Source organism: Embleya sp. NPDC001921 (assembly GCF_053594475.1).
Genome location: NZ_JBSFEO010000001.1, coordinates 224868 through 248719, shown reverse-complemented (window position 1 = coordinate 248719; position 23852 = coordinate 224868). Strand labels below are relative to the sequence as shown.

At 72.8% G+C, this 23852-nt stretch carries 17 protein-coding genes and 1 tRNA gene; 11 read left to right on the top strand and 7 right to left on the bottom strand.

Features of this window, described 5'->3' with window-relative positions; genetic code table 11:
• The first annotated feature begins 32 nt into the window (after positions 1 to 32).
• The 8 genes from ACWCPW_RS01030 (at position 33) to ACWCPW_RS00995 (ending at position 12260) form a co-directional block, all read left to right on the top strand.
• Positions 33 to 872 carry a hypothetical protein gene (locus tag ACWCPW_RS01030; protein WP_449759457.1) on the top strand — a complete coding sequence of 280 codons (840 nt, stop codon included), beginning with the start codon at positions 33 to 35 and terminating at the stop codon, positions 870 to 872.
• Between the two features lie 362 nt (positions 873 to 1234).
• Positions 1235 to 2833 carry an acyl-CoA carboxylase subunit beta gene (locus ACWCPW_RS01025; protein ID WP_449759456.1) on the top strand — a complete coding sequence of 533 codons (1599 nt, stop codon included), beginning with the start codon at positions 1235 to 1237 and terminating at the stop codon, positions 2831 to 2833.
• Positions 2834 to 3001: 168 nt separating this feature from the next.
• A complete protein-coding gene (locus tag ACWCPW_RS01020; RefSeq protein ID WP_449759455.1) occupies positions 3002 to 4993 on the top strand; it encodes an acetyl/propionyl/methylcrotonyl-CoA carboxylase subunit alpha in 1992 nt (663 codons plus the stop codon).
• Positions 4990 to 6777 carry an acyclic terpene utilization AtuA family protein gene (locus ACWCPW_RS01015; protein WP_449759454.1) on the top strand — a complete coding sequence of 596 codons (1788 nt, stop codon included), beginning with the start codon at positions 4990 to 4992 and terminating at the stop codon, positions 6775 to 6777. Before ACWCPW_RS01020 ends, ACWCPW_RS01015 begins: the two co-directional genes overlap by 4 nt.
• Positions 6778 to 6780: 3 nt before the next feature.
• The gene (locus ACWCPW_RS01010; protein WP_449759453.1) at positions 6781 to 7947 is read left to right on the top strand and encodes an acyl-CoA dehydrogenase family protein; all 1167 of its coding nucleotides are present in this window, start codon (positions 6781 to 6783) and stop codon (positions 7945 to 7947) included.
• A 219-nt stretch (positions 7948 to 8166) separates the two neighbouring features.
• Complete coding sequence (locus ACWCPW_RS01005) at positions 8167 to 9444, top strand: alpha/beta hydrolase (RefSeq protein WP_449759452.1); 1278 nt, start codon at positions 8167 to 8169, stop codon at positions 9442 to 9444.
• 241 nt (positions 9445 to 9685) lie between these two features.
• On the top strand, positions 9686 to 11248 hold the full coding sequence (locus ACWCPW_RS01000; RefSeq protein WP_449759451.1) for an AMP-binding protein: 1563 nt from the start codon (positions 9686 to 9688) through the stop codon (positions 11246 to 11248).
• Between the two features lie 52 nt (positions 11249 to 11300).
• Positions 11301 to 12260: a DUF1152 domain-containing protein gene (locus ACWCPW_RS00995; protein ID WP_449759450.1), complete on the top strand. Its 960-nt coding sequence runs from the start codon at positions 11301 to 11303 to the stop codon at positions 12258 to 12260.
• A 79-nt stretch (positions 12261 to 12339) separates the two neighbouring features.
• Here ACWCPW_RS00995 and ACWCPW_RS00990 read toward each other — a convergent pair whose 3' ends face one another.
• From ACWCPW_RS00990 to ACWCPW_RS00970, 5 genes are all read right to left on the bottom strand, one after another.
• Positions 12340 to 13368 (bottom strand): DUF6745 domain-containing protein, encoded by a 1029-nt coding sequence (locus tag ACWCPW_RS00990; RefSeq protein ID WP_449759588.1) that lies wholly within the window; start codon positions 13366 to 13368, stop codon positions 12340 to 12342.
• A 636-nt stretch (positions 13369 to 14004) separates the two neighbouring features.
• Positions 14005 to 14331, bottom strand: a complete 327-nt coding sequence (locus ACWCPW_RS00985) for a hypothetical protein (protein ID WP_406295088.1) — start codon at positions 14329 to 14331, stop codon at positions 14005 to 14007.
• A gap of 117 nt (positions 14332 to 14448) precedes the next feature.
• Entirely contained in the window at positions 14449 to 15117 is a 669-nt protein-coding gene (locus tag ACWCPW_RS00980; RefSeq protein WP_449759449.1) for a response regulator, read from the bottom strand.
• Entirely contained in the window at positions 15114 to 16409 is a 1296-nt protein-coding gene (locus tag ACWCPW_RS00975; RefSeq protein ID WP_449759448.1) for a sensor histidine kinase, read from the bottom strand. The genes ACWCPW_RS00980 and ACWCPW_RS00975 overlap by 4 nt, the downstream gene beginning before the upstream one ends.
• A gap of 226 nt (positions 16410 to 16635) precedes the next feature.
• The gene (locus ACWCPW_RS00970; protein ID WP_449759447.1) at positions 16636 to 18834 is read right to left on the bottom strand and encodes a putative bifunctional diguanylate cyclase/phosphodiesterase; all 2199 of its coding nucleotides are present in this window, start codon (positions 18832 to 18834) and stop codon (positions 16636 to 16638) included.
• Positions 18835 to 19331: 497 nt separating this feature from the next.
• Between ACWCPW_RS00970 and ACWCPW_RS00965 the strand changes: the two genes are divergently transcribed.
• Complete coding sequence (locus tag ACWCPW_RS00965) at positions 19332 to 20204, top strand: ADP-ribosylglycohydrolase family protein (protein WP_449759446.1); 873 nt, start codon at positions 19332 to 19334, stop codon at positions 20202 to 20204.
• 256 nt (positions 20205 to 20460) lie between these two features.
• Here the strand turns inward: ACWCPW_RS00965 and ACWCPW_RS00960 are convergent.
• Positions 20461 to 20536: transfer RNA gene (locus tag ACWCPW_RS00960), tRNA-Thr, on the bottom strand.
• A gap of 85 nt (positions 20537 to 20621) precedes the next feature.
• Positions 20622 to 21431, bottom strand: a complete 810-nt coding sequence (locus ACWCPW_RS00955) for an STM4013/SEN3800 family hydrolase (protein ID WP_449759587.1) — start codon at positions 21429 to 21431, stop codon at positions 20622 to 20624.
• Between the two features lie 288 nt (positions 21432 to 21719).
• On the opposite strand from ACWCPW_RS00955, the gene ACWCPW_RS00950 reads away from it, so the two are divergent.
• Positions 21720 to 22568 (top strand): NUDIX hydrolase, encoded by an 849-nt coding sequence (locus tag ACWCPW_RS00950; protein ID WP_449759445.1) that lies wholly within the window; start codon positions 21720 to 21722, stop codon positions 22566 to 22568.
• Positions 22565 to 23824 (top strand): lipopolysaccharide kinase InaA family protein, encoded by a 1260-nt coding sequence (locus tag ACWCPW_RS00945; RefSeq protein ID WP_449759444.1) that lies wholly within the window; start codon positions 22565 to 22567, stop codon positions 23822 to 23824. Before ACWCPW_RS00950 ends, ACWCPW_RS00945 begins: the two co-directional genes overlap by 4 nt.
• Positions 23825 to 23852 lie beyond the last annotated feature (28 nt).

The following is a 23852-nucleotide window of genomic DNA, read 5'->3' as shown; positions in this document are numbered from 1 at the left end:
TCGACCACACCACTCGATTCCGGGAGCCCGCCATGACCGTCCACGCCCACCACGCCGCAGCCCCCGCCACGCCCGAGGGCCTCCAGGTCTCCCGCGACGGCTACACGCTGGTCCCGGTCGTGGCGCCCGCCGGCACCTTCGCGTTCCGGATCGACGGCCCCGACGGAGCCCCGGTGCGCGAGTACCTACCGCAGCACGACAAGGACCTGCACCTGATCGTGGTCCGCCGCGACCTGAGCGGCTTCCGGCACGTGCACCCGGTGCTGGGCGAGGACGGCGTCTGGACCCAGGAACTCACCCTCGACCAGGCCGGCACCTACCGCGTCTTCACCGACTTCGCCCCGGCCGCCACCGGCATCCCGCTCACCCTCGGCGTGGACATCCACGTCGCCGGCGACTTCCGGCACGTGCCGTTGCCCGAGCCGGCGCCGACCGCCGAGGTGGACGGGTACACGGTGACCCTGGCCGGTGAGCCGGCCGCCGGGCAGGGCGCGCACATCACCCTCTCGGTGGCCCGGGACGGCCGCCCCGTCACCGACCTGGAGCCGTACCTCGCCGCGTTCGGGCACCTCGTCGTGCTGCGCGAGGGTGACCTGGCCTACCTGCACGTTCACCCGGGTGGCGCCCCCGGCGACGGGATCACCCCGGCAGGCCCCGAGATCGCCTTCCACACCGAGTTGCCCAGCGTCGGCACCTACCGGTTCTTCCTCGATTTCCGGCACGGTGGCGTGGTGCGGACCGCCGAGTTCACCGTCGAGGCCGCGAAGCCGGCCGCCGCGCCGACCGCCGAGCGAGCCGAGCCCGCCGACCCGCACGCGGGCCACCACGGCCACCACGGCCACCACGGCCACCACGGTCACCACCACGGCTGACCCGGACGGTCACACCGACCCGACCCGACCCGACCCCGACACCGATGCGTCCCGCCACCCCGGGCCCGCGTCGGTGTCGTGTTTTCCCGGGCACGGGGTACCGGAGCGATGATCCGACATCGACCCCGCCGCCCCGGAGGACCCCAATGGCCGACGCCCGACCGCGACCCGCCCCCGCCGTCACCCCATCGGCCCACCCGTCCGCGCCGCCACTCCATACCCGCCCGCGCCCCTCCGCGCCGTCGATCGTCGTACCGCGCCGACCCTTCCGCAGCCAAGTGACCGGCCGTTAACATCCGGAAGCTGCCTTCGACATGCGTCGATACGCGTCGACGTGCTTCGTCAGGCGAGGAGGCGACGTCGTGCCCGTTCTTCGTTCCCGGCTCGATCCCCGGTCGGACACCTACCGGGACAACCGCACGGCGCAGCTCGCCGCCCTCGCGGCGCTGCACGAACAGCTCGACCTGGCCCGCGCCGGCGGCGGCGAGCGCTACGTTGAACGGCACCTGGCGCGCGGACGGCTGACCGCGCGTCAGCGGATCGAGCTGCTGCTCGACCAGGACGCGCCCTTTCTGGAGCTGTCCTCGCTCGCCGCGTGGGGCACCGAGTTCACCGTCGGCGCGGGTCTGGTCACCGGCATCGGGCCGGTTTCCGGCGTCGAGTGCGTACTGATCGCCAACGACCCTACGGTGCGCGGCGGTTCGCTCAACCCGTACGCCCTGCGCAAGAACCTGCGGGCGCTGGAGATCGCCCGCCGAAACCGGCTGCCGGTGATCAGCCTGGTCGAGTCCGGCGGCGCCGATCTGCCCACCCAGGCCGAGCTGTTCGTCCCCGGCGGGCGGGTCTTCCACGACCTGACCGAGCTGTCCGCGCTGGGCATTCCCACCATCGCGCTGGTGTTCGGCAACTCGACGGCGGGCGGCGCGTACATCCCGGGGCTGTGCGACCACTCGGTGCTCGTGGCGGGGCAGGCCAAGGTGTTCCTGGGCGGGCCGCCGCTGGTGCGGATGGCCACCGGCGAGGAGGCCGACGACGAGGAGTTGGGCGGCGCCGCTATGCACGCGCGCGTGTCCGGGCTCGCCGATCACTACGCCGTCGACGAGTACGACTGCCTGCGGATCGGGCGGCGGATCGTGGCCGAACTGAACTGGCGCAAGCACGGACCCGGACCGACGAAGCCGGCGGACGAACCGCTGTACGACATCGACGAGGTGCTCGGCCTGGTCTCGGCGGATCTGCGAGTCCCCTTCGACCCCAAGGAGTTGCTGGCCCGGGTCGTGGACGGCTCGCGGTTCGGTGAGTACAAGCCCGGCTACGGGACCAGCCTGGTCACCGGATGGGCGTCCGTGCACGGCTTCCCGGTCGGCGTATTGGCCAACGCGCGAGGCGTGCTGTTCGGCGAGGAGTCGAAGAAGGCCACCGAGTTCATCCAGTTGGCGAATCGCTCGGACACCCCGCTGCTGTTCCTGCAGAACACCACCGGATACATGGTGGGCACCGCGTACGAGCAGGGCGGCATCGTCAAGGACGGCGCCAAGATGATCAACGCGGTGACCAATTCGACCGTGCCGCATCTGACCCTGAACATCGGCGCGTCCTTCGGCGCGGGCAACTACGGGATGTCCGGCCGTGCCTTCGACCCCCGGCTGCTGTTCGCGTGGCCGACCGCGAAGCTCGCGGTGATGGGCGCCGCGCAACTGGCCGGCGTGTTGTCCATCGTCGGCCGACAGGCCGCGGCCGCGCGCGGGATCCCCTTCGACGAGGAGGTGGACGAACTGCGGCGCGGCGCGATCGAGGCGCAGATCGAGCGCGAGTCGCACGCGTTCTTCGTCACCGCGCGGCTCTACGACGACGGCGTGATCGACCCGCGCGATACCCGCACCGTGCTCGGTATCGCACTGTCGGCGGCCCACTCGGCACCGATCGCGGGCACCACGGGATACGGGGTCTTCCGAATGTGACCCGCCTCGGATCCGCCGCCGCCGGCAACACCGCAGGCGCCCGCACGCGAGCACCCGAAACCGATCCGAACCGAAACCGACCCGCACCTCGAACCAGCCGGGAAACCCGCACCGACCCGCAACCCGCACCGACCCGCAACCCCCAAGACCGCACCCCGAGGGGATCGTATGCCGCTCATCCGCAGGCTGTTGATCGCCAACCGCGGCGAGATCGCGGTTCGGATCGCCCGCACCGCGCACGCGATGGGCATCGACACCGTGGCCGTGTACGCCGACCCCGATGTCGACTCGCCGCATGTGGCGGCGGCCGACCAGGCCGTCCGGCTGCCGGGCGACGCGGCCGCGGACACCTACCTGCGCGGCGACCTGTTGATCGAGGCGGCCCGCACGACCGGCGCGGACGCGGTCCACCCGGGCTACGGATTCCTGTCCGAGAACGCCGACTTCGCCCTGCGGGTCGAGGCCGCCGGACTCGTGTTCGTCGGACCCGCGCCGGACACCATCGCCGCGATGGGCGACAAGCTCGCCGCGAAGGAACTGCTGGGGGCCGCCGGTGTGCCGGTCCTTCCGGGCGGGATCGTCCGCGAGGACGCGAGGGCCGAAGCGCTCGACGCACTCGACGCGCTCGCGGCCCGGGTCGGCTTCCCGCTCCTGGTCAAGGCCGCCTTCGGCGGCGGCGGTCGAGGCATGCGGGCCGTGCGCGAACCGGCGGACCTGGCCCGGGCGGTGGCCGCGGCCCGGCGCGAGGCGGGCGCCGCGTTCGGAGACGACACCGTCTTCCTGGAGCGCCTGGTCGAGCGACCGCGGCACGTCGAGGTACAGATCTTCGGGGACACCCACGGAAACGTGCTCGCGCTCTTCGAACGGGACTGCTCGATCCAGCGCCGGCACCAGAAGCTGATCGAGGAAAGCCCTTCACCCGCCGTCGACCGGGCGCTGCGCGAGCGATTGTGCGCGGCGGCCGTCGCCGCGGGTCGGGCGATCGGCTATGTCGGCGCGGGCACCGTCGAGTTCGTGCTCGACCGATCCGGCGCGTTCCACCTGCTGGAGGTCAACACCCGACTCCAGGTCGAGCATCCGGTCACCGAACTGACCACCGGCCTCGACCTGGTCCGGCTGCAACTCCTGGTCGCCCAGGGCCACGCGCTGCCCGCCGCACCGGTCGCCGTCGGCCACGCGATCGAGGCCCGGCTGTACGCGGAGGACCCGGTACGCGACTACGCCCCCTCGGTCGGCACACTGCACCGCTTCGACATCCCCGAGGGGGACGGCATCCGGGTGGACGCCGGCGTGGTCACCGGCAGCCGGGTCGGGCCGCACTACGACGCCCTGCTGGCCAAGGTGATCGCCTACGCGCCGACCCGCGACGAGGCCTGCCGCAAGCTCGCCCACGCGCTCGCCCGGGCCCGGCTGCACGGCGTACGCACCAACCGGGACCTGCTCGTGGGCATCCTGCGCTCGCCGGAGTTCGCCGCCGGTGACGCGGACACCGGCTTCCTGGACCGGCATTCGGCCGCCGACCTGTGCGCCGCCGACCCGGCGGTCTCCGCGATCCACGCCGCCGCCGCGGCACTCGCCGGGCAGGCCGAGCGGCGCGCGGCGGCCCGCGTACTGACGGGCATCCCCAGCGGCTGGCGCAACGTCCGCAGCGCCGACCAGCAGGTGACCTACGCGCACGACACGGACGGCCGTACGACCGTCACCTACCGCCTCCCGGACCATCTCGCCATCGACGGAAAGCCGCTGCCCGGACTGGTCGTTCACGCCGCCCACCCGGATCGGGTGGACCTGGGCGCGGACGGGGTGCGGCGCACGATCGCGGTGCACCGGGTCGGCGACACGGTCTACCTGGACAGCCCGCTCGGCGCGAGCGAACTGGTCGAACTGCCGCGCCTGCCCGAAGCCGCGGAGTCCGAGGCCGAACCCGCCGGCTCGCTGCTGGCCGCGATGCCCGGCACCGTGGTGCGGGTCGCGGTCGCCGAGGGCGAGCACGTGGTGGCCGGACAACTCGTGCTGGCGGTGGAGGCGATGAAGATGGAGCACGAGGTGACCGCGCCGCACCAGGGTGTGGTGACCCACCTCCCGGTCGGCCCCGGCGATCCGGTGGACGCCGGCGCGGTGTTGGCCGTGGTGACCGCCCCGGTGGAGGCGAGCGGATGAGCGGGACACGACGACGAGAGCACCCGGTCGCCGACGAGGGCGCCGCCCGCCGCCCGGTGCGGATCGCGAACTGCTCGGGTTTCTACGGCGATCGGCTCGCCGCCGCGCGCGAGATGGTCGAGGACGGCCCGATCGACGTGCTCACCGGCGACTACCTCGCCGAGCTGACCATGTCCATCCTGTGGAAGGCCCGGGCCAAGGACCCCACCGCCGGCTACGCGCGCACCTTCGTGACCCAGATGGAACAGGTCATGGGCACCTGCCTGGACCGGGGCATCCGGATCGTCTCCAACGCCGGCGGTCTCAACCCGGAAGGGCTCGCCGAGCGGCTGCGGGCGAGCGCGGAACGCCTGGGCCTGGCCCCGCGGATCGCCCACGTCACCGGCGACGACGTGCTGGAGCGGATCGACGCCGGCCCGCGCGCGGTGACCGCCAACGCCTACCTCGGCGGCTGGGGCATCGCCGAAGCGCTCGCCGAGGGCGCCGACATCGTGATCTGCCCGCGGGTGACCGACGCGTCGCTGGTGGTCGGCCCCGCCGCGTGGTGGCACGGCTGGCGGCGCACGGACCACGACCGACTCGCCGGCGCGATCGTCGCGGGCCACGTGATCGAGTGCGGCCCGCAGGCCACCGGCGGCAACTACCCTTTCCTCGGCGAGCTGCCGCGTCCGCAACGCCCGGGCCGCGGCGCAGACTTCGCGCTGGACACCCGCCGCCCCGGCTTCCCGATCGCCGAGGTCGCCGCGGACGGATCGGCGGTGATCACCAAGCACCGGGGCACCGGCGGCCTGGTCTCGATCGGCACGGTCACCGCGCAACTCCTGTACGAGATCGCCGGACCCGCCTACGCCAACCCGGACGCGGTGGCCCGCTTCGACACCATCACGCTCGGCCGAGCCGGCGCGGACCGGGTCCGGATCCGCGGCGTACGCGGCCTGCCGCCGCCGCCCACCCTCAAGGTCGCCGTCAACGAACTCGGCGGCTACCGCAACACCATGACCATGGTGCTGACCGGACTGGACATCGAGGCCAAGGCCGCGCACGCCGAACGCATGTTGTTCGACACGCTCGGCGGCCGGGACCGATTCGCCGAGGTCGACGTGCGGCTGATCCGCTACGACCGACCCGACGCGCCGACCAACGAGCAGGCCACCGCGCATCTGCGGGTCACCGTCAAGGACCCCGACCCCGCCAAGGTCGGCCGGGCCTTCTCCGGCGCGGTCGTCGAACTCGCGCTGGCCGGCTACCCGGGCTTCCACACCACCACGCCCCCCACCGCCGAGACCGCGTACGGCGTCTTCCGCGCCGGGTGGATCCCGGCCACCGAGGTCGAGCACACCGTGGTGCTGCCCGACGGCACCGCCAAGGTGATCGCCCCGCCCGAGCACACCGCGCCGCTGCCGGATCCCACGCCGGCGCCCGAACCCGCCGCCCGCGACGGGGGACCGACCCGCCGGGTCCCGCTCGGGCTGGTCTGCGGAGCGCGCTCCGGCGACAAGGGCGGCGACGCCAACCTCGGCCTGTGGGCCCGCGACGACGTGGGATTCCGCTGGCTGCGCGGACACCTGACGGTGGATCGACTGCGCGAACTACTGCCGGAGGCAGCCGAGTTGCCGATCCGGCGGTATGTGCTGGAGAACCTGCGCGCGGTCAACTTCGTGATCGCCGGCCTGCTCGGCGAGGGCGTCGCGGCCTCCACCCGCCCGGACCCGCAGGCCAAGGGCCTGGCCGAGTACATCCGGTCCCGGCACACCGACATCCCCACGACGCTGCTGGACGGGTGAGCCATGCGATTCGACGAAAGCGACGAACACCGGGCCCTGCGCGCGGCGGTGGGTGCGATCACCGACGGATTCGGCCCCGGCTACTTCGCCGAGCACAGCCGCGACCGCCGGCCCACCACCGAACTGTGGCAGGCCCTCGGCGAACACGGCTACATCGGCGTCAACATCCCGCAGGAGTACGGCGGCGGGGGCGGCGGCCTGGTCGAGCTGGCGATCGTCTGCGAGGAGGTCGCGGCACACGGCTGCCCGCTGCTGCTGCTCCTGGTCTCCGGCGCGATCGCCGGCGAGGTGCTCACCCGGTTCGGCACCGCCGAGCAGAAGGGCACCTGGCTGCCCCTGCTGGCGTCGGGCAGCGGCAAGATCGTGTTCGCGATCACCGAGCCCGAAGCGGGCTCCAACACCCATCGCCTGGCCACCACCGCGACCCGGGACGGCGACGGCTGGTTGTTGCGCGGCACCAAGCAGTTCATCTCCGGCGTCGACGAGGCCGACGCGATCCTGGTGGTCGCCCGAACCGGTACCGACCCCGGCTCCGGGCGCGGCCGGCTCTCGCTGTTCCTGGTGGACGCCGACGACCCGCGCCTGACCGCGAGCCCGCTGGCGATCGAAGGCGCGGCGCCGGAGCGGCAGTTCACGCTGTTCTTCGACGACGTACCGGTATCCGCCGACCGGCTGATCGGCACCGAGGGCGACGGGCTGCGCCAGGTGTTCCACGGCCTGAACCCGGAGCGGGTGACGGGTGCGGCGCTGGGCGTGGGCATCGCCCGGTACGCGCTCGCCCGCGCCGCGGAGTACGCCCGTACCCGCGAGGTGTGGGGCGCGCCCATCGGCACCCACCAGGCCATCGCGCACCCGCTCGCCGAGGCCGCGATCGAGGTCGAGCTGGCCGCGCTGATGACGGCCCGGGCGGCCTGGCTGCACGACGCGGGAGAGCACCTGGTCAAGGCCGCGGGAGAGGCCGCGAACATGGCCAAGTACGCCGCCGCCGAGGCCGCCGTGCACGCGGTCGACGCGGCCATCCAGACACACGGCGGCAACGGCATGAGCCGCGACTACGGACTGGTCCCGCTGTGGGGTATCGCCCGTACGCTGCGGATCGCGCCGGTCAGCCGGGAGATGATCCTCAACCATGTGGCGCAGCACACACTCGGGTTGCCGCGCTCGTACTGACCACGCCCGGCCACGTCCGGGCACGCCCCGGAGCGCGGAGGAGCCGGCGGGCTTGCGTGCGACTTGTGAATGACTCGGTCAGGGACTCTGGATCGACGCGCCGCCGCGCGGCCGGGCACAGGATGGACAGGCAGGCTGCTCCGCTCCCGGCGCGACTGTGTGGGGTGCCGGCCGGGATCGGCGCTATCGGTCGGGCCCGGCGAAGAAGGCAGTGGGAGCGTGGAACAACAGTTGGCGGGACGTCCGGTCTGGGACGTCGACATCACGAGCATCTGGTTCGTCATAGGCATGGCGGTCGTCACCGCCGGCACCGCGTTCGCCACCGTCTGGTTCTGGAACCGCCCCACCCTCCAGCGCACTCGCCGCATCTGCACCCTGCTGTTCACCCAGCTCATGGTGACCTTCACCATCCTGGCCGCGGTCAACGCGCAGATGTACTTCTACTCGACCCTGTCCGATCTGATGCACATCGCCGACGGACCGTCGGTGCCGGACGTGCCGGTGGCCACCGTGAAGGTCAAGCACCTCGACCCCAAGCCGGCCGTCCCGTTCTCCGACGACGGCGGCAAGGGCCTGCCGTTCATGGTCACCAAGCCCCCGCTGACCGACCAGCCCAGGGCCCCGCACCCCCGGCGCAAGGGCGCCGACCCCAAGTACGGCGTGCTGGTCAACACGAGCATCCAGGGCCCTCGTACCGGCTACAGGCTGAACACCTTCGTCTACCTGCCCGCCGCCTACTTCGCGCCGGAGAACACCCGCACCCGGTTTCCGGTGATCCAGCTCACCTCCGGCTTCCCCGGCACGCCCGACACCTGGCTGCGCCGGATGAAGGTGCACCAGATGCTCGCCGGGCTGATGGAATCGGGCCGGATGCCGCCGACCATCGTGGTGATCGCGGCGCAGAACCCGATCGCGGGCCGGGACAGCGAATGCGTGGACGCCCCGGGCGGCTCCCGCGCGGACACCTACCTCGGCCAGGACGTGCCGGACGCCATCACGGCCAACTTCCGGACCGCGCCCGCACCCGCGCACTGGGGCCTGCTCGGCTACTCCACCGGCGGCTTCTGCTCCGCGAACCTGGCCCTGCGCCACCCCGACCGCTACGCGGCGGCGGCCAGCCTCTCCGGCTACTTCAAGGCGATCACCGACATGACCACCGGCGACCTGTATCGCGGCGACGAGGGGCTGCGCCGGGCCAACAGCCCGCTGCACACCATCGAGGACGCGCGCAGGCCGCCGGTGCGGATGTACCTGTTCGCGGCCAAGGGCGAGGGCAAGACGGCCCGGGAGGCACGCGAGTTCGCCCGCAAGTTCCGGCCGACGGACACCGTGAAGGTGCGGATCGAGCCGTCCGGCGGGCACAACTTCGGCACCTGGGCCAAGGGTCTGCCGGCCGCGTTCGAGTGGCTGGGGCGCGAACTGGCGCCGCCGGCGGGGGATCGGCCCGGCGGCGAGGTGCGCGGACCGGCTTTCGCGGGTGGGCGACCGCTGCACTGAGCGGGCTTCGGGAGTGCTCGGGGGCTGCCCCGGGACTGCCCGGGGAGCAGGCCCCAGAGTGCTCGGTCCGGGTACGTGCGCTGCGGACATCTCCGGCCGGGACACGGGCGGCCGGGACGCGCGCGGCGTCTTCAATACGGCTGGGTACGGTGCGAGACTTCTGCGGCGCCATCCGAACGGAAGCTCAGGAGCCCGCGCCCCGCTCGGGAGCGGGACCGTCGCACCGAGACGAGGATCGCCCATGCATCCCGGTGTCATCGCCGCCGCGCACCCCGACCGCCCCGCCGTGATCATGGCCGGCACCGGCCGTGTCGTCACCTACGCCGAACTGGACGCGGAATCCAACCGCTTCGCCCACCTGCTGTACGACGCCGGGCTGCGTCCCGGCGACCACATCGCCATCGCGCTGGAGAACCACCCGCTCTACCTCGCGCTCACCTGGGCCGCGCAGCGCTCCGGGTTGATCTACACGCCGATCGGCGTACGGCTGCACCCGGACGAACTGGTGTACGTGGTGGACAACTGCGGGGCCCGGGTGTTCGTCTCCTCGGCCGCGCAGGCCGAGTTCGCGAGCGCCGTCCGCGAGCGTGTGCCCCGGGTGGAGCGCCTGCTCATGCTGGACGGCGCGGCGCCGGGTTTCGAGCCGTACGAGGCCGCGGTCCGGCCGTACCCGAGCACGCCGATCGCGAGCGAGGTCGAGGGCGCGGACATGTTGTACTCGTCCGGCACCACCGGTCGGCCCAAGGGCGTGTTGCCCACGCGCGAGGACCACCCGGTGGGCACCGGACCGGCGCTGACGCTGTTTCACCTGATCGGCGCGCTGTACGGGATGAACACCTCGGGCGGGGGCGGCGACGTCTACCTGTGTCCCGCGCCGCTCTACCACGCGGCCCCGTTGCGCTATTGCATGCAGTTCCTGCGGGGCGGGCACACCGTGGTGGTCCTGGAGCGCTTCGACCCCGAGGCCGCGCTCGCCGCGATCGAGCGGTACCGGGTGACGCACAGCCAATGGGTGCCGACCATGTTCGTGCGCATGCTCAAAATGCCGGTCGAGGCGCGCGAGCGGTACGACCTGTCCTCGCTGCGCTACGCGGTGCACGCGGCGGCGCCGTGTCCGCCCGAGGTCAAGGAACGCATGATGGCCTGGTGGGGGCCGGTGCTGTACGAGTACTACGCCGGCACCGAGGGCAACGGCTACGTCGGTTGCACCCCCCAGGAATGGCTCGCGCACCGGGGCACGGTGGGGCGGGCGATCCTGGGCACCCCGCACATCTGCGACGAGGAGGGGAACGAACTGCCGCTGGGCGAGCACGGCATCGTCTATTTCGCCGACGGGCCGCGGTTCTCGTACCACCGCGACCCGGCCAAGACCGAGGCCGGCCGCGATCCCGGCGGCCGGGGTTGGACCACGCTGGGCGACATCGGCCGGCTGGACGCGGACGGCTACCTGTACCTGACGGATCGTCAAGCACACATGATCATCAGCGGTGGGGTGAACGTGTATCCGCAGGAGGTGGAGAACCTGCTCGCGCTGCATCCCGCGATCGCCGACGTGGCGGTGTTCGGCATTCCGCACGAGGACCTGGGCGAGCAGGTCAAGGCGGTCGTGCAACCGGCGGAAGATGCCCTGGTGGGCCCGGAGTTGGCGGAAGAGCTGATCGCCTACTGCCGTGCGCGGCTGGCCCATCACAAGTGTCCTCGGTCGGTGGACTTCCGTGCCGAACTGCCCCGGCACGCGACCGGGAAGCTGTACAAGCGACTGCTGGTCGAGGAGTACCGCGCGGCCGCGGTGGGTTCGACCTGAGCACCGCCAATTGCCTTGACGCGCCGCATGATCACCTTGGTACGGTCCGCGCGTGTTCACCCTCACCGAACCCCCGATCTTCGCCCGCCTCCGGGCCGCCCGCTCCGTGTTGATCGCCGGAGCGGGCGGCGGCTTCGACGTGTTCGCCGGACTGCCGCTCGGTCTGGCGCTGAGCGAGCAGGGCAAGCGGGTGCACTACGCGAACCTGTCGTTCGTGACGGTGGATCGACTCCCCTCCCGCGACCGGCTGTTGCCGGGGCTGGCGGCGGTACGGCCGGACACGCCGGGCAACGACGACTACTTCCCGGAGCGGGCACTGGCGATGTGGCTGGCGCGCAACGGCCTTCCGGACACGGTGTACGCGTTCGGCAAGACCGGGGTCGAACCGTTGCGGGCCGCCTACCGCCGGTTGGTCAAGGACCTGGACGTGGACGCGATCGTGCTCGTGGACGGCGGTACCGACATCCTGATGCGCGGCGACGAGGCGTCGTTGGGCACTCCGGAGGAGGACATGACCAGCCTCGCCGCGGTGGCCGGCGTACGGGTGCCGACCCGGCTGGTCGTCTCGCTCGGCTTCGGCATCGACTCCTACCACGGCATCTGCCACGCCCAGGTGTTGGAGAACCTGGCCGCGCTCACCCGCTCGGGGCATTACCTCGGCGCGCTGTCGATCCCGCGCGAATCGCGCGAGGGGGCGCTGTATCTGGACGCGGTGGCGTACGCGAATCGGCTCACCCCGCAGCGGCCGAGCATCGTGCACGGGTCGGTCGCCGCGGCGTTGCACGGGCGCTTCGGCGACGCGCATTTCACCGAACGCACGGACAACAGCGAGCTGTTCATCAATCCCTTGATGAGTGTGTACTTCACCGTCGACCTGACCGGGCTGGCCGAACGCTCGTTGTACCTGTCGCTGCTGGAGGGCAGCGTGACGATCTGGGACGTCGCGCGCCGGATCGACGAGTTCCGCGACGGCCTGGCGGCCACTCGGCCGAGGCAGGCGATTCCGCACTGACGTGCGGGGCGCGCGGGTCCGGGGTGTTCGGGTTCGCGAGGCCGGCGTGCCGCGGCACGCCGGCGCCGGTGACCGGGCGTCAGGTCTCGCGCAGTGGGCGGTAGTCCTGCGGGCTCAGGCCGAACGTCCAGGCCACCCCCTCGCGGGCGGTCTCGGTGTCCGGCGGTACGCGTAGCCAGTAGGTGCGGGTGGTGCCGTCCGGTTCGGGGGTGGAGTTGAGCACCTCGACCATCACGATCGGCTCGTCGTCGTCGAGTTCGATCTCCCACAACACACCGGTCTCGTCCCGGTCCAGCGGTTGCGCGCCGACCTCGCGCAGGTAGCGGTCGTAGCCGTAGATCTCCAGCATCACCCGGCGCAGCTCGGCGTTGTCCTCGTTGTGGATCGCGCGTACGGTCAGCCGGCTGCCGCCGGGGCCGAGCCCGCCGACGAAGTCGGCCGGGACGGGCATCCCGCGCCACGCGTGCAGCGCGAAGCCGTCCGCGTAGGTCAGTGCCGGGCCGTCGCCGTTGTGCAGCCGCGACTGGTCGTCGCGGTGCATCGTGGTGGGCCGCTCGCTGACCAGCACGACCCGCTCGTACGGCCACCACCAGCCGATGTGCCGGGCCACCTCGCCGAGTTCGGCCAGGAGCGGGAAGTCGAACTCGGGGAAGCGCTCCTTGAGCCCGTCGAAGACCGCGAGCCAGGCCGCGTCGTGCTGACCGCCCAGGGCGCTGTGCGTGGTCGCGCGGACCTTGTCCGCGACGTCCCAGCGGCCTCGCGAGGCGGGGGTGCGCACGGACGGGTCCCACGCGCCGACGCCGGAGTGCACGGCCTCGCGGATCCGCTCGGTGAGCTGCCGGGTGGGCTCCCACAGCCGATCGGCGCCCTCGGCCCAGGCGAGGTCCCAGCCGGCCGTGCCGAGCGCCGCGGTGGCCTCGGCCTTGGCGGCCGTCCAGGGGCCGCTCCAGAGCCGTTCCTGCACGGGGCGGCCCGGACGGCCGGGCACCTTCACCGACAGCCGGGTGGCGGCGAGGTCGGCGGGCTTGCAACTGCCGGCCGCCACGGCGGCGGCCACCGCCGCCGCGAGGGGCGAGTCGTACCAGACCACCCGCTCCGGCTCCGGCATGCCCGCGGCCCGGTACACGGCCTTGATGGCCGCCTCGGCGGCCGGCCGGTCGGCGGGACCGGTGGCGGCGGCAACGTGCGCCCAGTCGGTGACGGCCTCCGCCAACGCGAGCCGATCCGCGAGGTCGAGCACGGCAAAGTGGCGGGGCACGGGCGCGTGGTGGGCAATCCGCCCCGGTCGGTGGGTGGCGGCGGGCCGCGGGGTCACGGGCCCGGCCGGCCCGGGCTCGTCGGCCGTGCGAGTCGGCGCGTGACGCGGGGCGCGCCTGGCGCGGAGCGCGGCCCGTGCCGCTTGGTCGGCCTCGGGGATCACCGCGGCTGCCGGGGCCGGGGCGTCGGCAGCCGGGGGAGCGGTCGGCGTCGCCGCTTCGGCCGCCCGAGCCGCCCGCGCTTCGCGCTCACGGTGCGCGGCCCAGGACGCGGCGGCCGGGTTGGCGGGCGGAGCGGGTGGGGCCGGCGGGGGTGGGACGACTGCCTTGCGCGGCAGCGCGATCCCGGGCAGCTTGCGGGGCGGCGTGGCCATCGTGTCTCCCGTGACGTGCGGTCGTGTCTTGGTCGGCTCGGGACGGTCGCGCCCACCGGCTCCGCCCGCAACCTCCGAAGGCGGAGCCTACGGTTCCACCGGTTCGGGCCCGATCTAGTCCGCCACCATGCGGACCGCGCCCGGGATGTACTCGCGCTGGCGGACCACGCGGTACCAACCCTTGGGGAGGTCGATCGTGGCGTGTTCCTCGTGCACGATGCGGGTGGCCTCGTCGAGGCGCAGATGCCCGATCAGCATCGGCTCCGGGGCCAGGTAGAGCGTGCCGCTGCCCACGACGGCGTGTGCGTGCCCGGTGGCCTCGCCGAGCGCGAGCACCAACCGCCCGCGCGCGTCCCGGGGTTTGGTCGGCAGCGCCTTCACCCCGTTCGGCACGGTCTGCTCATGGATCGGCTGCAACAGGATGTCGCCCTGACGAAACACGGCGAACCTCCATCGTGATAGTCGAATCAGGGTCGGCTCGACCCCACCGCCCCACACGCTAACCACCCCGACCGACACCCCACCCGCCCGTCCGCCGTTCCGCGCGCACGCCGCTCGCTAGTAGCCCGTCGGGCGGATCAGGCCGGATTCGTAGGCGTAGACCGCCGCCTGGGTTCGGTCGCGGAGGCCCAGTTTGATCAGGATTCGGCCGACGTGGGTTTTCACGGTCTGTTCGGCCACCACCAGCGTGCCGGCGATCTCCGCGTTGGACAGGCCCTGGGCGATCAGGGACAGGACTTCGGTCTCCCGCTCGGTGAGGTCGCCGAGGCGCTCCTTGAGCGGGGTCCGGGGAGCGCCGCCCAGCCGGGAGAACTCGGTGATCAGGCGCTTGGTGATGTTCGGCGCCAGGAGTGCGTCGCCGGCGGCCACCACCCGTACCGCGTGCGCGAGTTCCTCGGCGGAGGCGTCCTTGAGCAGGAAGCCGGAGGCCCCCGCGCGCAGCGCCTCGTACACGTACTCGTCCAGGTCGAACGTGGTCAGCACGAGGACCTTGACCGAGCCGTCGCCGGCACCGGTGACCCGCCGGGTGGCCTCGATGCCGCCCAGCCGAGGCATCCGGATGTCCATCAGCACCACGTCGGGGGCGAGTTCGGCCACCCGCCCGACCGCGTCGAGGCCGTCCACGGCCTGCCCGACCACCTCGATGTCGGGCTCCGCGTTCAACAGCACGGTGAAGCCCTGTCTGACCATCATCTGGTCGTCGGCGATCAACACCCGGATGGTCACGAACGGTCCTCCAACGGAAGTCTGGCCACTACCTCGTAACCGCCGCCGGGAATGGGCCCGTCGGCGAACTCCCCGCCCAGCATCGCGACCCGCTCGCGCATCCCGAGCAACCCGTGTCCGCCGGCCGACGCGGCCGGTTGCCCGGGGGCCTTTGGCACCTCGGCCGCGGTGTTGGCGACCCGGATGGCCAATCCGGTCTCCTGGTAGCCCAGTTCCACCCGGATCGCCGCCCCGGGCGCGTGCCGCAGCACGTTGCTGAGCGCCTCCTGCACGATCCGGAACCCGGACAGCTCCACCCCCGGCGGCAACGCCCGCCGCTCGCCGGTGATTCGGGTGTCCACCCGCAGACCCGCGCCGCGCACGTTCTCGACCAACTCGTCCAGCCGGTCCAGCGTGGGTTGCGGGGCGTGCCGCATGGCGTCGGACAACTCGTCCTCCGAGCGCAGCACACCCAGCACCCGGCGCAGTTCGGTGAGCGCGTCGACCGCGTTCGCGCGGATGCCGACCAGGTTCTCCTTGAGCGCGTCGGAGGGGTTCTCCACCAGGTGCGGGGCGACCTGCGCCTGGATGGAGATCACCGACATGTGGTGCGCGACCACGTCGTGCAACTCGCGGGCGATCCTGGTGCGTTCCTCCAGGAGGGTGCGCCGGGCCCGCTCCTCGGCGGTGAGCTCGGCCTGCACCACCAACTCGGTCCGGGCCACCCGGCGCCCGCGCAGCGCGGCGCCGATCACCGCCGCGGCGGTCATCATCAGCGCGGCCTGCATCAGGTCGGACCGGGACCCGGGGAGCGGGTCCGCCATGCAGCCCAGCCCGGCCAGCACGGTGATCAGCAGCACCTCGGCCGCGACGCGCGGGCGCGAGCGCAGGGCCACCAGGAACAGCACGCCCGCGTGCACCGCGATCCCGGCCCCGGTCCACGGGTAGAGCTGCGGGCCGGCCGGATCCGCCAGCAGGGCGGTCAGCACCATCGCCGCGGTCGCCACCCACCAGGCCGGCACCGGCCGGAACATCGCGGCCACCACCGCCGCCGGCCCGATCCCGCCGAGCAGCAGGCCGACATCGTTGCCCAGGCCGTACTGCCACGCGCTCTGGTTGACGTTGATCGCCCCGACCGGGATCACCAGGACCACCAACAGCACCGCGGAAGCCGGTTGCCAGTCCCGCCAGCCACGCGGCAGCGGATCGGGCTTCGGGTTCCACAGGTCGTGCCGCAGCACGCGCGCCACCGCGGTCGCCGCCGTCCCGATCCGCCCGATCCTCCCCTTTCGCACAGGATCAACCCTAGGCATGCCCTACCTCCGCCCTCCGGGCGGGCTCCGACCACGCCCCGGAGGCGACGTTAGGCGCCCTCCGCACGCGCGGGCGTCCCGCCGAAGGGCCCACCCGCGAGGTAGCTCCGAAGTACTACGGGTATCAGGGCGCGCCCCGCGCCGCCCGGCCCTGGCCCGGGCCGACCCGCGCGCCCCGACCCGTGCCGCCCGGCGTGCACCGGCCCGCGCGCCCCGACCCGTACCCTCAGCTCCGCTCCTTGACCCCCGCCAGCATGCCCTCGATGCGATCCGGCGGTCCCGGCCGGGAGAAGTACCAGCCCTGCCCCGCGTCGCAGCCGATCGCCCGCAGCCGCTCCGCCTGGACCGCCGTCTCGATGCCCTCGGCCGTCACCGTGAGGCCGATCGCGTGCGCCAGTTCGACCAGCGAGGCCACGATCCGGCCGTCCACCGGATCGGAGTCGCCGGGTTGGCGCAGGCCCTCGACGAAGGAGCCGGCGATCTTCAGCTCGCACACCGGCAGGCGGCGCAGATAGGCCAGGTTCGAGTAGCCGGTGCCGAAGTCGTCGATGGCGATCCGGATGCCCATCGCGGCCAGTTCGCGCAGCCGCTCCAGCGGACCACCGTCGGTGGACATGATCTGACTCTCGGTCAGCTCGAATTGCAGCCGGCCCGGATCCAGGCCGGTCTCGGCCAGCACCCGCTCCACCTGACGGACCAGGCCCGGTTCGCGGCACTGACGTTCGGCCAGGTTGACGCTGATGAACGGCGCGCCGTCCGGCTCCAGGTCCTGCCAGCGGCGCGCCTCGCGGCAGGCCTGTTCCAGCACGTGCATGCCCAGCGGCACGATCAGCCCGGTCTCCTCGGCCAGCCCGATGAAACGATCCGGGCCGACCAGGCCGTTGCGCGGGTGGCGCCAGCGCACCAGCGCCTCGACGCCGAGCACACCGCCGTCGGCCAGCGAGACGAGCGGTTGGTAGTCGACGTAGAACTCGCCGTGGTGCAGCGCGGCGGGCATCTCCGCGGACAGCGTGTAGCGGGCCACCTCGCGGTCGTTGCGGTCGGTGTCGAACACGGTCCAGCGCCCGCGCCCGTCGGACTTGGCCCAGTACAGCGTTATGTCGGCCGCGCGCAGCGTGTCCGCCGGGCTGGTGCCGGCCACCGGCCGCTCGACGATGCCGATGCTCGCGGTGACCGTCAGGTCGTGGCCGCGGATCCGGAACGGCTCGCGCAACGCCGCGAACACGCCGTCGGCCAGCGCCACCACCTGCCCGGTCCCGGTGGAGTGTTCGACCAGGATGACGAACTCGTCGCCGCCCATCCGGGCCATCAGATGCCCGGCCTGGCCCGCGTACCGGCTCAGCCGCCGGGCCACCGCGACCAGTAGCTGGTCGCCCACGTCGTGCCCGAGGCTGTCGTTGACCACCTTGAACCCGTCCAGGTCCAGGTAGCACAGGCCGACCCGGTCCCCGGGGCCCGGGTGTTCGAACGCCGCGGTCAGCCGCTCGACGAACAACGCGCGGTTGGGCAGCCCGGTGAGCTGGTCGTGCATCGCCTGGTGGCGCAGCCTGGTGTGCAGGCGATGCCGGTCGGTGACGTCCTCCAGCATGCAGACCTGGTACTCCGGGTTGCCCTTGGAGTCGCGGACCAGGGACAGCGACAGATGCGTCCACAACGTCTCGCCGTCGGCCTTCTCGAACTGCTTCTCCAGCGCGAAGTGATCGCGTTCGCCGCTGATCAACTCGTCATAGAGCTTCCACATGTGGTCGGTGTCGCCGTCGTGCATGAAGTCGCGGACCTGCCGCTTGCACATCTCCTCGACGCTGGCCGCGAACATCGTGGTCATCGCCTGGTTGACGTCGATCACGTTGCCGTCGACGTCGCCGATCCCGATGCCGAGCGCGGCCTGATCGAAAACCGCCCGAAAGCGCGCTTCACTCGTGTGCAGTGCGTGCTCGGCACTGTCACGAGCGACCAGAACGGCGGCGTGGATGGCTTCCTGCTCGTCCAGGGTCCGCCGGCGCAGCGCCTCCGCGTAGCCCGCCGCGAGGGCGCCCATCAGCGCGGCGATCCGCTCCAGGTACGCGTCGGGGTCCTGGCCCCGGGCGACCGCGTCGCGGCGCAGGATGGGCCACCACGGGCCGACCAGGCCCAGCGTGCGCTCCAGCGTGCCGCTGCCGGTGAAGTGTTCGCCGACCAGGGACGCGCCGACGTCGCGCGCGGCGGCCGGGTCGAACGGCTCGGTGCGCAGCGCCTGCGCCATGCGCAGCGCCTGCCCGCGCAGGTATTGCTCGATCTCGGCACCGCTCAACGGGACGAAGCTGGTGCCCTCGATGGTGCGGGCCCAGTCGCGGGCGAACCGGCTCAGCGACGCCTTGGCCCCGTCGGCCCGCGCGTCGTCCGTTGCGCCGTTCACCCTGCGCTCCCCACGGTGGTCCGGGCGCATGCGCCGGCCCCCCGGCACGCCTGGACCCACGCTGTGCCCGGCGCCCACGATGGTCGATCCACCGCCCCACCTTTCCTCCTCGGGGGCGATCCGCCACCGCGCAATGTCGGTGCGGTCGCCGCTCGGACGAGCCGGCCGCAATCCCCGGCGGCCGTGTGAACGAGCCCTATCACCCGTTATCACCCGTTCGGACGAGCCGGTTGGTACGTCCGGTGCGCCCCGACGATCGCGTGATCATCGTTGACGGTATCCGCCGCGGCGCGGAAACGTCTTGCAGTTGGACACGGCGCGAGGAGCATCACTCCGGAGAGGGACAGGTGGTGCGCGCGGGTCCGTACCGAATTGTGGCGTACGCCCCCGTACTCCGGCGCACGCAGGGCTCCCGACGCGACGACTGACGGACCATCAGGTTGCCGCCCCCGGGCCACGGTACGCTCTACCGGCTTGCGTCGGCGAGGTGGGGCGCAGCCGCCGCGGGCGAACGACACACCACCCGAGTGGGGGTTGTGGTCTCGATGTTGGTGGAACTCGCGGTCGGTGACGCGTACGGGGCCGGTTTCGAGTACGCGGATCGGTCGTTCGTGGCGCGAGGCAACACACTCGCCGGTTATGTGCAGCATCCTCGTCATCGTGACGTGCTGCCCGGCCGATACACCGACGACACGCAGATGAGTATCGCGGTCGCGGAATGGATACTCGGCGACGATCACGGAATCCCGGTGCTCGCGGACCTGTTCGTGCGGGCGTACAAGCGCGACGCGCGCGCCGGATACGCGCGGGGCTTTCGAGGTGTTCTGGAGGAAGTCGCGGACGGGGCGCAGCTCCTGGCGGTGCTGCGGCCGGAGAGCGACAAGAGCGGCGCGGCGATGCGCGCGGGCGTGCTGGGCCTGCTGCCCGACCTCGCCGAGGTCCGCCGCACGGCGGCGCTCCAGGCCCGGATCACCCACCGCACGCTCGGCGGGATGACCTCGGCGAGCGCCGCGGCGCTCGCGGTGCACTACTGCCGGTACGGCCTGGGCCCGGTCGCGGAGCTGCCGACCTGGCTGGCCGCGACGCTGCCGGCCTCCACCGGCCCGGCGGTGTGGACCACGCCGTGGCGCGGCAAGGTCGGTTCGCCCGGGATGGACAGCACCCGCGCGGCGATCACCGCGCTGGCCGCGAACACCGGCACGGCCGCGCTGCTGAAGGCGTGCGTGGCGTACACCGGCGACGTGGACACGGTGGCCACGATCGCGCTCGCGGCGGCGAGTTGCTCCGCGGAGTACGCCCAGGACCTGCCGCCGGCGCTGCTGGCGGGCCTGGAGAACGGCCCGTACGGGCGGGACCATCTCGCGGGCCTGGACGCCCGGTTGACGGCCCGGTTCGGCTGAGTGGCGCCCGTGGGACCGGCCGACCGTTTTCCGGGGCCGTGCGGGCCGGTGAAAGGTCGGCGAAAGACCGCCCCCCGAGTCGTCCCTCGCGACGCGCGGGCGGCGCCCGGGACGGGCGGAACCACGGTCGGCCCGGACGGCGCTCGGGCGAGACGACGCACGGGAACAGCGGTCGGGTGACACCGCGGTCGGGCGAGACGACGAACGCGCGAAACACGAGAGGCCCCCCGGCGGACCGGGGGGCCTCTCGCTTGCCTGGAGCCCCAATACGGAATCGAACCGTAGACCTTCTCCTTACCATGGAGACGCTCTACCGACTGAGCTATTGGGGCCTGCGCGGCGAAAACTTACCGGATCCGCGTTCGGTTCGCCAACTTGATCCACGAGCGGCTCCCGGGGCGGTTCGGCGGACCGCGTTCACCACTCGCCGGGGCTCATCGTGAAGTGCGCGTAGGGGACCGTCCAGACCACGTCGCGCGCGCCCGCCGTGTCCGGTTCGCCGCCCTCGGCGTAGGCGGTCCCGTGGTCGCTGGTGACGATCGCGAAGCAGGGCCTGCGGCAGCTCATCGCGCGAAACAGCCGGCCGATGTGTCGGTCGACGTACTCCAGCGCGGCCGCGTGGGTGTCGCGGTTGTCGCCGTCGGCGGCGGTGGCGCCGGGGGTGTGGAACCAGTTCGGGTGGTGGATGGCCGCGACGTCGACGAGCAGGAACAGCCGGCGGTCCGGGTCCAGGCCGCCGACCACCAGTTCGGCGCGGGCGACCTGGGCCTCGAACGAGATCGGTGAGGTGACGCCGAGTTCGGGGTCCCAGTGGCTCTCGGCGAACATGCCCGGCAGCACGGAGTCGAGCGCGCCCTGCTTGTCGAAGCAGCCGACGCCGCCGATGCACGCGGTGTGATAGCCCGCCTTGGTCAGCGCGCTGGGCAGGTCCGGGGTGTCGAACTGCCACGTGTGCGCGTTCGTGGACTCGGTGTCGCCGAGCCGGGCGGCGAACAGGCGCGGGTGCGGGCCGGGGCCCGCCGGGGTGGGCAGGTAGCCCGCGAGGAACGCGGTGTGCGCGGCGAAGGCCAGGCTGGCCGGGGTGAATCGGCGCTGCCAGCCGCCCTCGGGCAGGACCCGGGAGAGGTTGGGCAGCCGGCCGGCCGCGGCGAGTTCGACGGCCACGTCGTACCGCAGCGCGTCGAGCGTGACGAGCAGTAGGTCCTGCTCGCCGACGACGGCGTTCATGTCGGGACCGGTCATATCGGACATGCCACCTTCTCCGCTTCTGCTCGGGTGTTCCGGGCCGCCGCCGGTGGCCCGCACGCGGGCGGCGAATGGATCGCCCATGCCTACCAGAGGGAGGCGACTCTTCGAGGGATAACCCCCTCGCCGGTGTCCGGGTCACCGTGTATGTTGTTCTCAACCTAAGAAGATCTCATTCGGAGAACAACCGTCGCGTCGGTGTCGGGAACGTGAACCGCCGGGGCCGCGTCGGACGTGCAGCGCAGTGGGCACATCGGAGGGAAGTGCGACATGGCCGACACCGCCATCACCGAACGCGACTGGCTCGCGTCCTACGACCCCAGAGCCTGGGAACCGATCGCGGTGACCGTCGACATCGTGGCGCTGACGATCCGCCGGCTCACCGGCGCGGCCGGGGTCGATTCCGACGGCACGGCCGAGGGGCCGGCCAAGGCCCTGCACGTACTGCTCGTGCGGCGCGGCGAGATGCCCTTCGCGGGCCGGCTCGCGCTGCCCGGCGGCTTCGTGCGGCCCGTGGTCGACCCGGACGGCACGCGGCGCGAGGAGGACCTCGACGAGGCCGCCGAGCGCGAACTGGCCGAGGAGACCGGGCTCGCCGCCGGCGCCCGGCTGGACCGGGTGCACCTCGAACAACTCGGCACCTACGGTGCGCCCGGGCGCGATCCGAGGATGCGGATCGTCTCGGTCGCGCACCTCGCCTTCGCGCCGGACCTGCCCGACCCGACCGCGGGCGGCGACGCCGCGCACGCCCAGTGGGTGCCGGTGGCCGACGTCGATCCCGGCGCGCTGGCCTTCGACCACGCGCGCATCCTGGCCGACGGTCTGGAGCGCGCCCGCGCCAAACTCGAATACTCGCCACTGGCCACCGCGTTCGCGGGTGAGGAGTTCACCGTCACCGAACTGCGCGAGGTCTACCAGGCGGTATGGGGACAGCCCATGCACGCCGGCAACTTCCATCGCAAAGTGCTGTCCGTGCCCGGCTTCGTCCGCGACACCGGCGCCACCACCGCGCGCGGCGGGGCTCGCGGCGGTCGCCGCGCCCGGCTGTACCGCGCGGGCCCCGCACGTCTGCTGCACCCGGCGCTGCTGCGCCCGTCCCCGGAGGAGGACTCCCGATGACCAGGACGCCCGGCACCACCTCGACCACGCCCACCACCTTCGACGCCGCGCTGGACCTGCTGGGCGGCGCACCGGACCCGCAGGGCGTCTTCGGGCCCTACGACGGCACACCGGAGGCCTGTCTGCGCGCGGGCAACCGCACCTACCGGCAGTTGGCCCGCCTGCTCCACCCGGACACCGCGCCGGTCGCCCGCCGGGCCGAGGCCGCCGCGGCCTTCACCGAGCTGGGCGAGCTGTGGAACCGCTATCAGCAGGACATCACCGGCGTGACCGGCCGCCAGGTGGTGATCACCACCAAGCGCCGGGTCTACTCGGTCGGCGAGGAGCGCGCGAGCGGCGACATCGCCACGCTGTACAAGGTCGGCTATCGGGCCGAGGACGACGGCGAGGCACGCGCGCTGCTCAAGCTGCCGCGCTCGGTCGCCGACAACGACCTGATGGAGCGCGAGGCCACCGCGCTGGAACGGATCGCCCGCGAGGGCGACCCCGAGTACGCGAACTACGTGCCCCGGCTGATCGAGACCTTCCGGCACCGGGACGCCGAGTCGGGCGTCGAGCGGCGCGCCAACGTGATCGAACGGGTGCGCGGCTTCCGCTCGTTGGCCGAGGTGCGCGAGGCGTACCCGGACGGCCTGGACGCGCGCGACGTGGCCTGGATGTGGCGCCGCCTGCTGGTGGCGATCGGGTACGCGCACCGCGCCGGCGTCGTGCACGGCGCGATCACCCCCGACCACGTGCTGATCCACCCGCGCGAGCACGGCCTGGTCCTGGTCGACTGGTGCTATTCGGTGCTGCTCGACGGCCCGGGCGACGCCGCCCGACCGGAGGCGATCCTGCGCGCCAAGGCGGTCGAGCACGTGCCCGCGATGATCGACCGGCACGCGGACCTGTATCCGCCGGAGATCCCCGGCAAGCAGCCGCCGGAGACCGCCGCCGACGTGTACATGGCGACCAAGTGCGTCACCGGCCTGCTCGCCCCGGACGCGCCCAAGCCGCTGCTGCGCTTCGCCCGGGGCTGCTCGCTGCCCGCTCCCGCGCGCCGCCCGCACGACGCGTGGAAGCTGCTCGGCGAGTTGGACGAACTGCTCGGCAAGCTCTACGGCCCGCGTCGCTTCCGGCCGTTCGCGATGCCCACGCGGCGCGAGCCGCGAGCCGCGGGGGGCGCCGACCGGACCGAGCGCGCCGGCGGCGAACCGGCCGGCGGCAAGCCGGCCGCGGGCGCATCGGCCGGCGGCGGGTCCGTCGATTCCGTATAGAGCCGGCGCGGCCCCGACGGCCGTCCCG

Excerpts from the sequence above, each read along its gene's own strand:
- ACWCPW_RS00990 (WP_449759588.1), bottom strand. The coding sequence starts at position 13,368 with ATGCCGGAGCCGGAGCGGGTGGTCTGGTACGACTCGCCCCTCGCGGCG.
- ACWCPW_RS01000 (WP_449759451.1), top strand. The coding sequence starts at position 9,686 with ATGCATCCCGGTGTCATCGCCGCCGCGCACCCCGACCGCCCCGCCGTG.
- ACWCPW_RS01030 (WP_449759457.1), top strand. The coding sequence starts at position 33 with ATGACCGTCCACGCCCACCACGCCGCAGCCCCCGCCACGCCCGAGGGC.
- ACWCPW_RS00950 (WP_449759445.1), top strand. The coding sequence starts at position 21,720 with ATGGCCGACACCGCCATCACCGAACGCGACTGGCTCGCGTCCTACGAC.
- ACWCPW_RS01015 (WP_449759454.1), top strand. The coding sequence starts at position 4,990 with ATGAGCGGGACACGACGACGAGAGCACCCGGTCGCCGACGAGGGCGCC.
- ACWCPW_RS00975 (WP_449759448.1), bottom strand. The coding sequence starts at position 16,409 with ATGCCTAGGGTTGATCCTGTGCGAAAGGGGAGGATCGGGCGGATCGGG.
- ACWCPW_RS00955 (WP_449759587.1), bottom strand. The coding sequence starts at position 21,431 with ATGAACGCCGTCGTCGGCGAGCAGGACCTACTGCTCGTCACGCTCGAC.
- ACWCPW_RS00970 (WP_449759447.1), bottom strand. The coding sequence starts at position 18,834 with ATGCGCCCGGACCACCGTGGGGAGCGCAGGGTGAACGGCGCAACGGAC.
- ACWCPW_RS00945 (WP_449759444.1), top strand. The coding sequence starts at position 22,565 with ATGACCAGGACGCCCGGCACCACCTCGACCACGCCCACCACCTTCGAC.
- ACWCPW_RS01020 (WP_449759455.1), top strand. The coding sequence starts at position 3,002 with ATGCCGCTCATCCGCAGGCTGTTGATCGCCAACCGCGGCGAGATCGCG.
- ACWCPW_RS01010 (WP_449759453.1), top strand. The coding sequence starts at position 6,781 with ATGCGATTCGACGAAAGCGACGAACACCGGGCCCTGCGCGCGGCGGTG.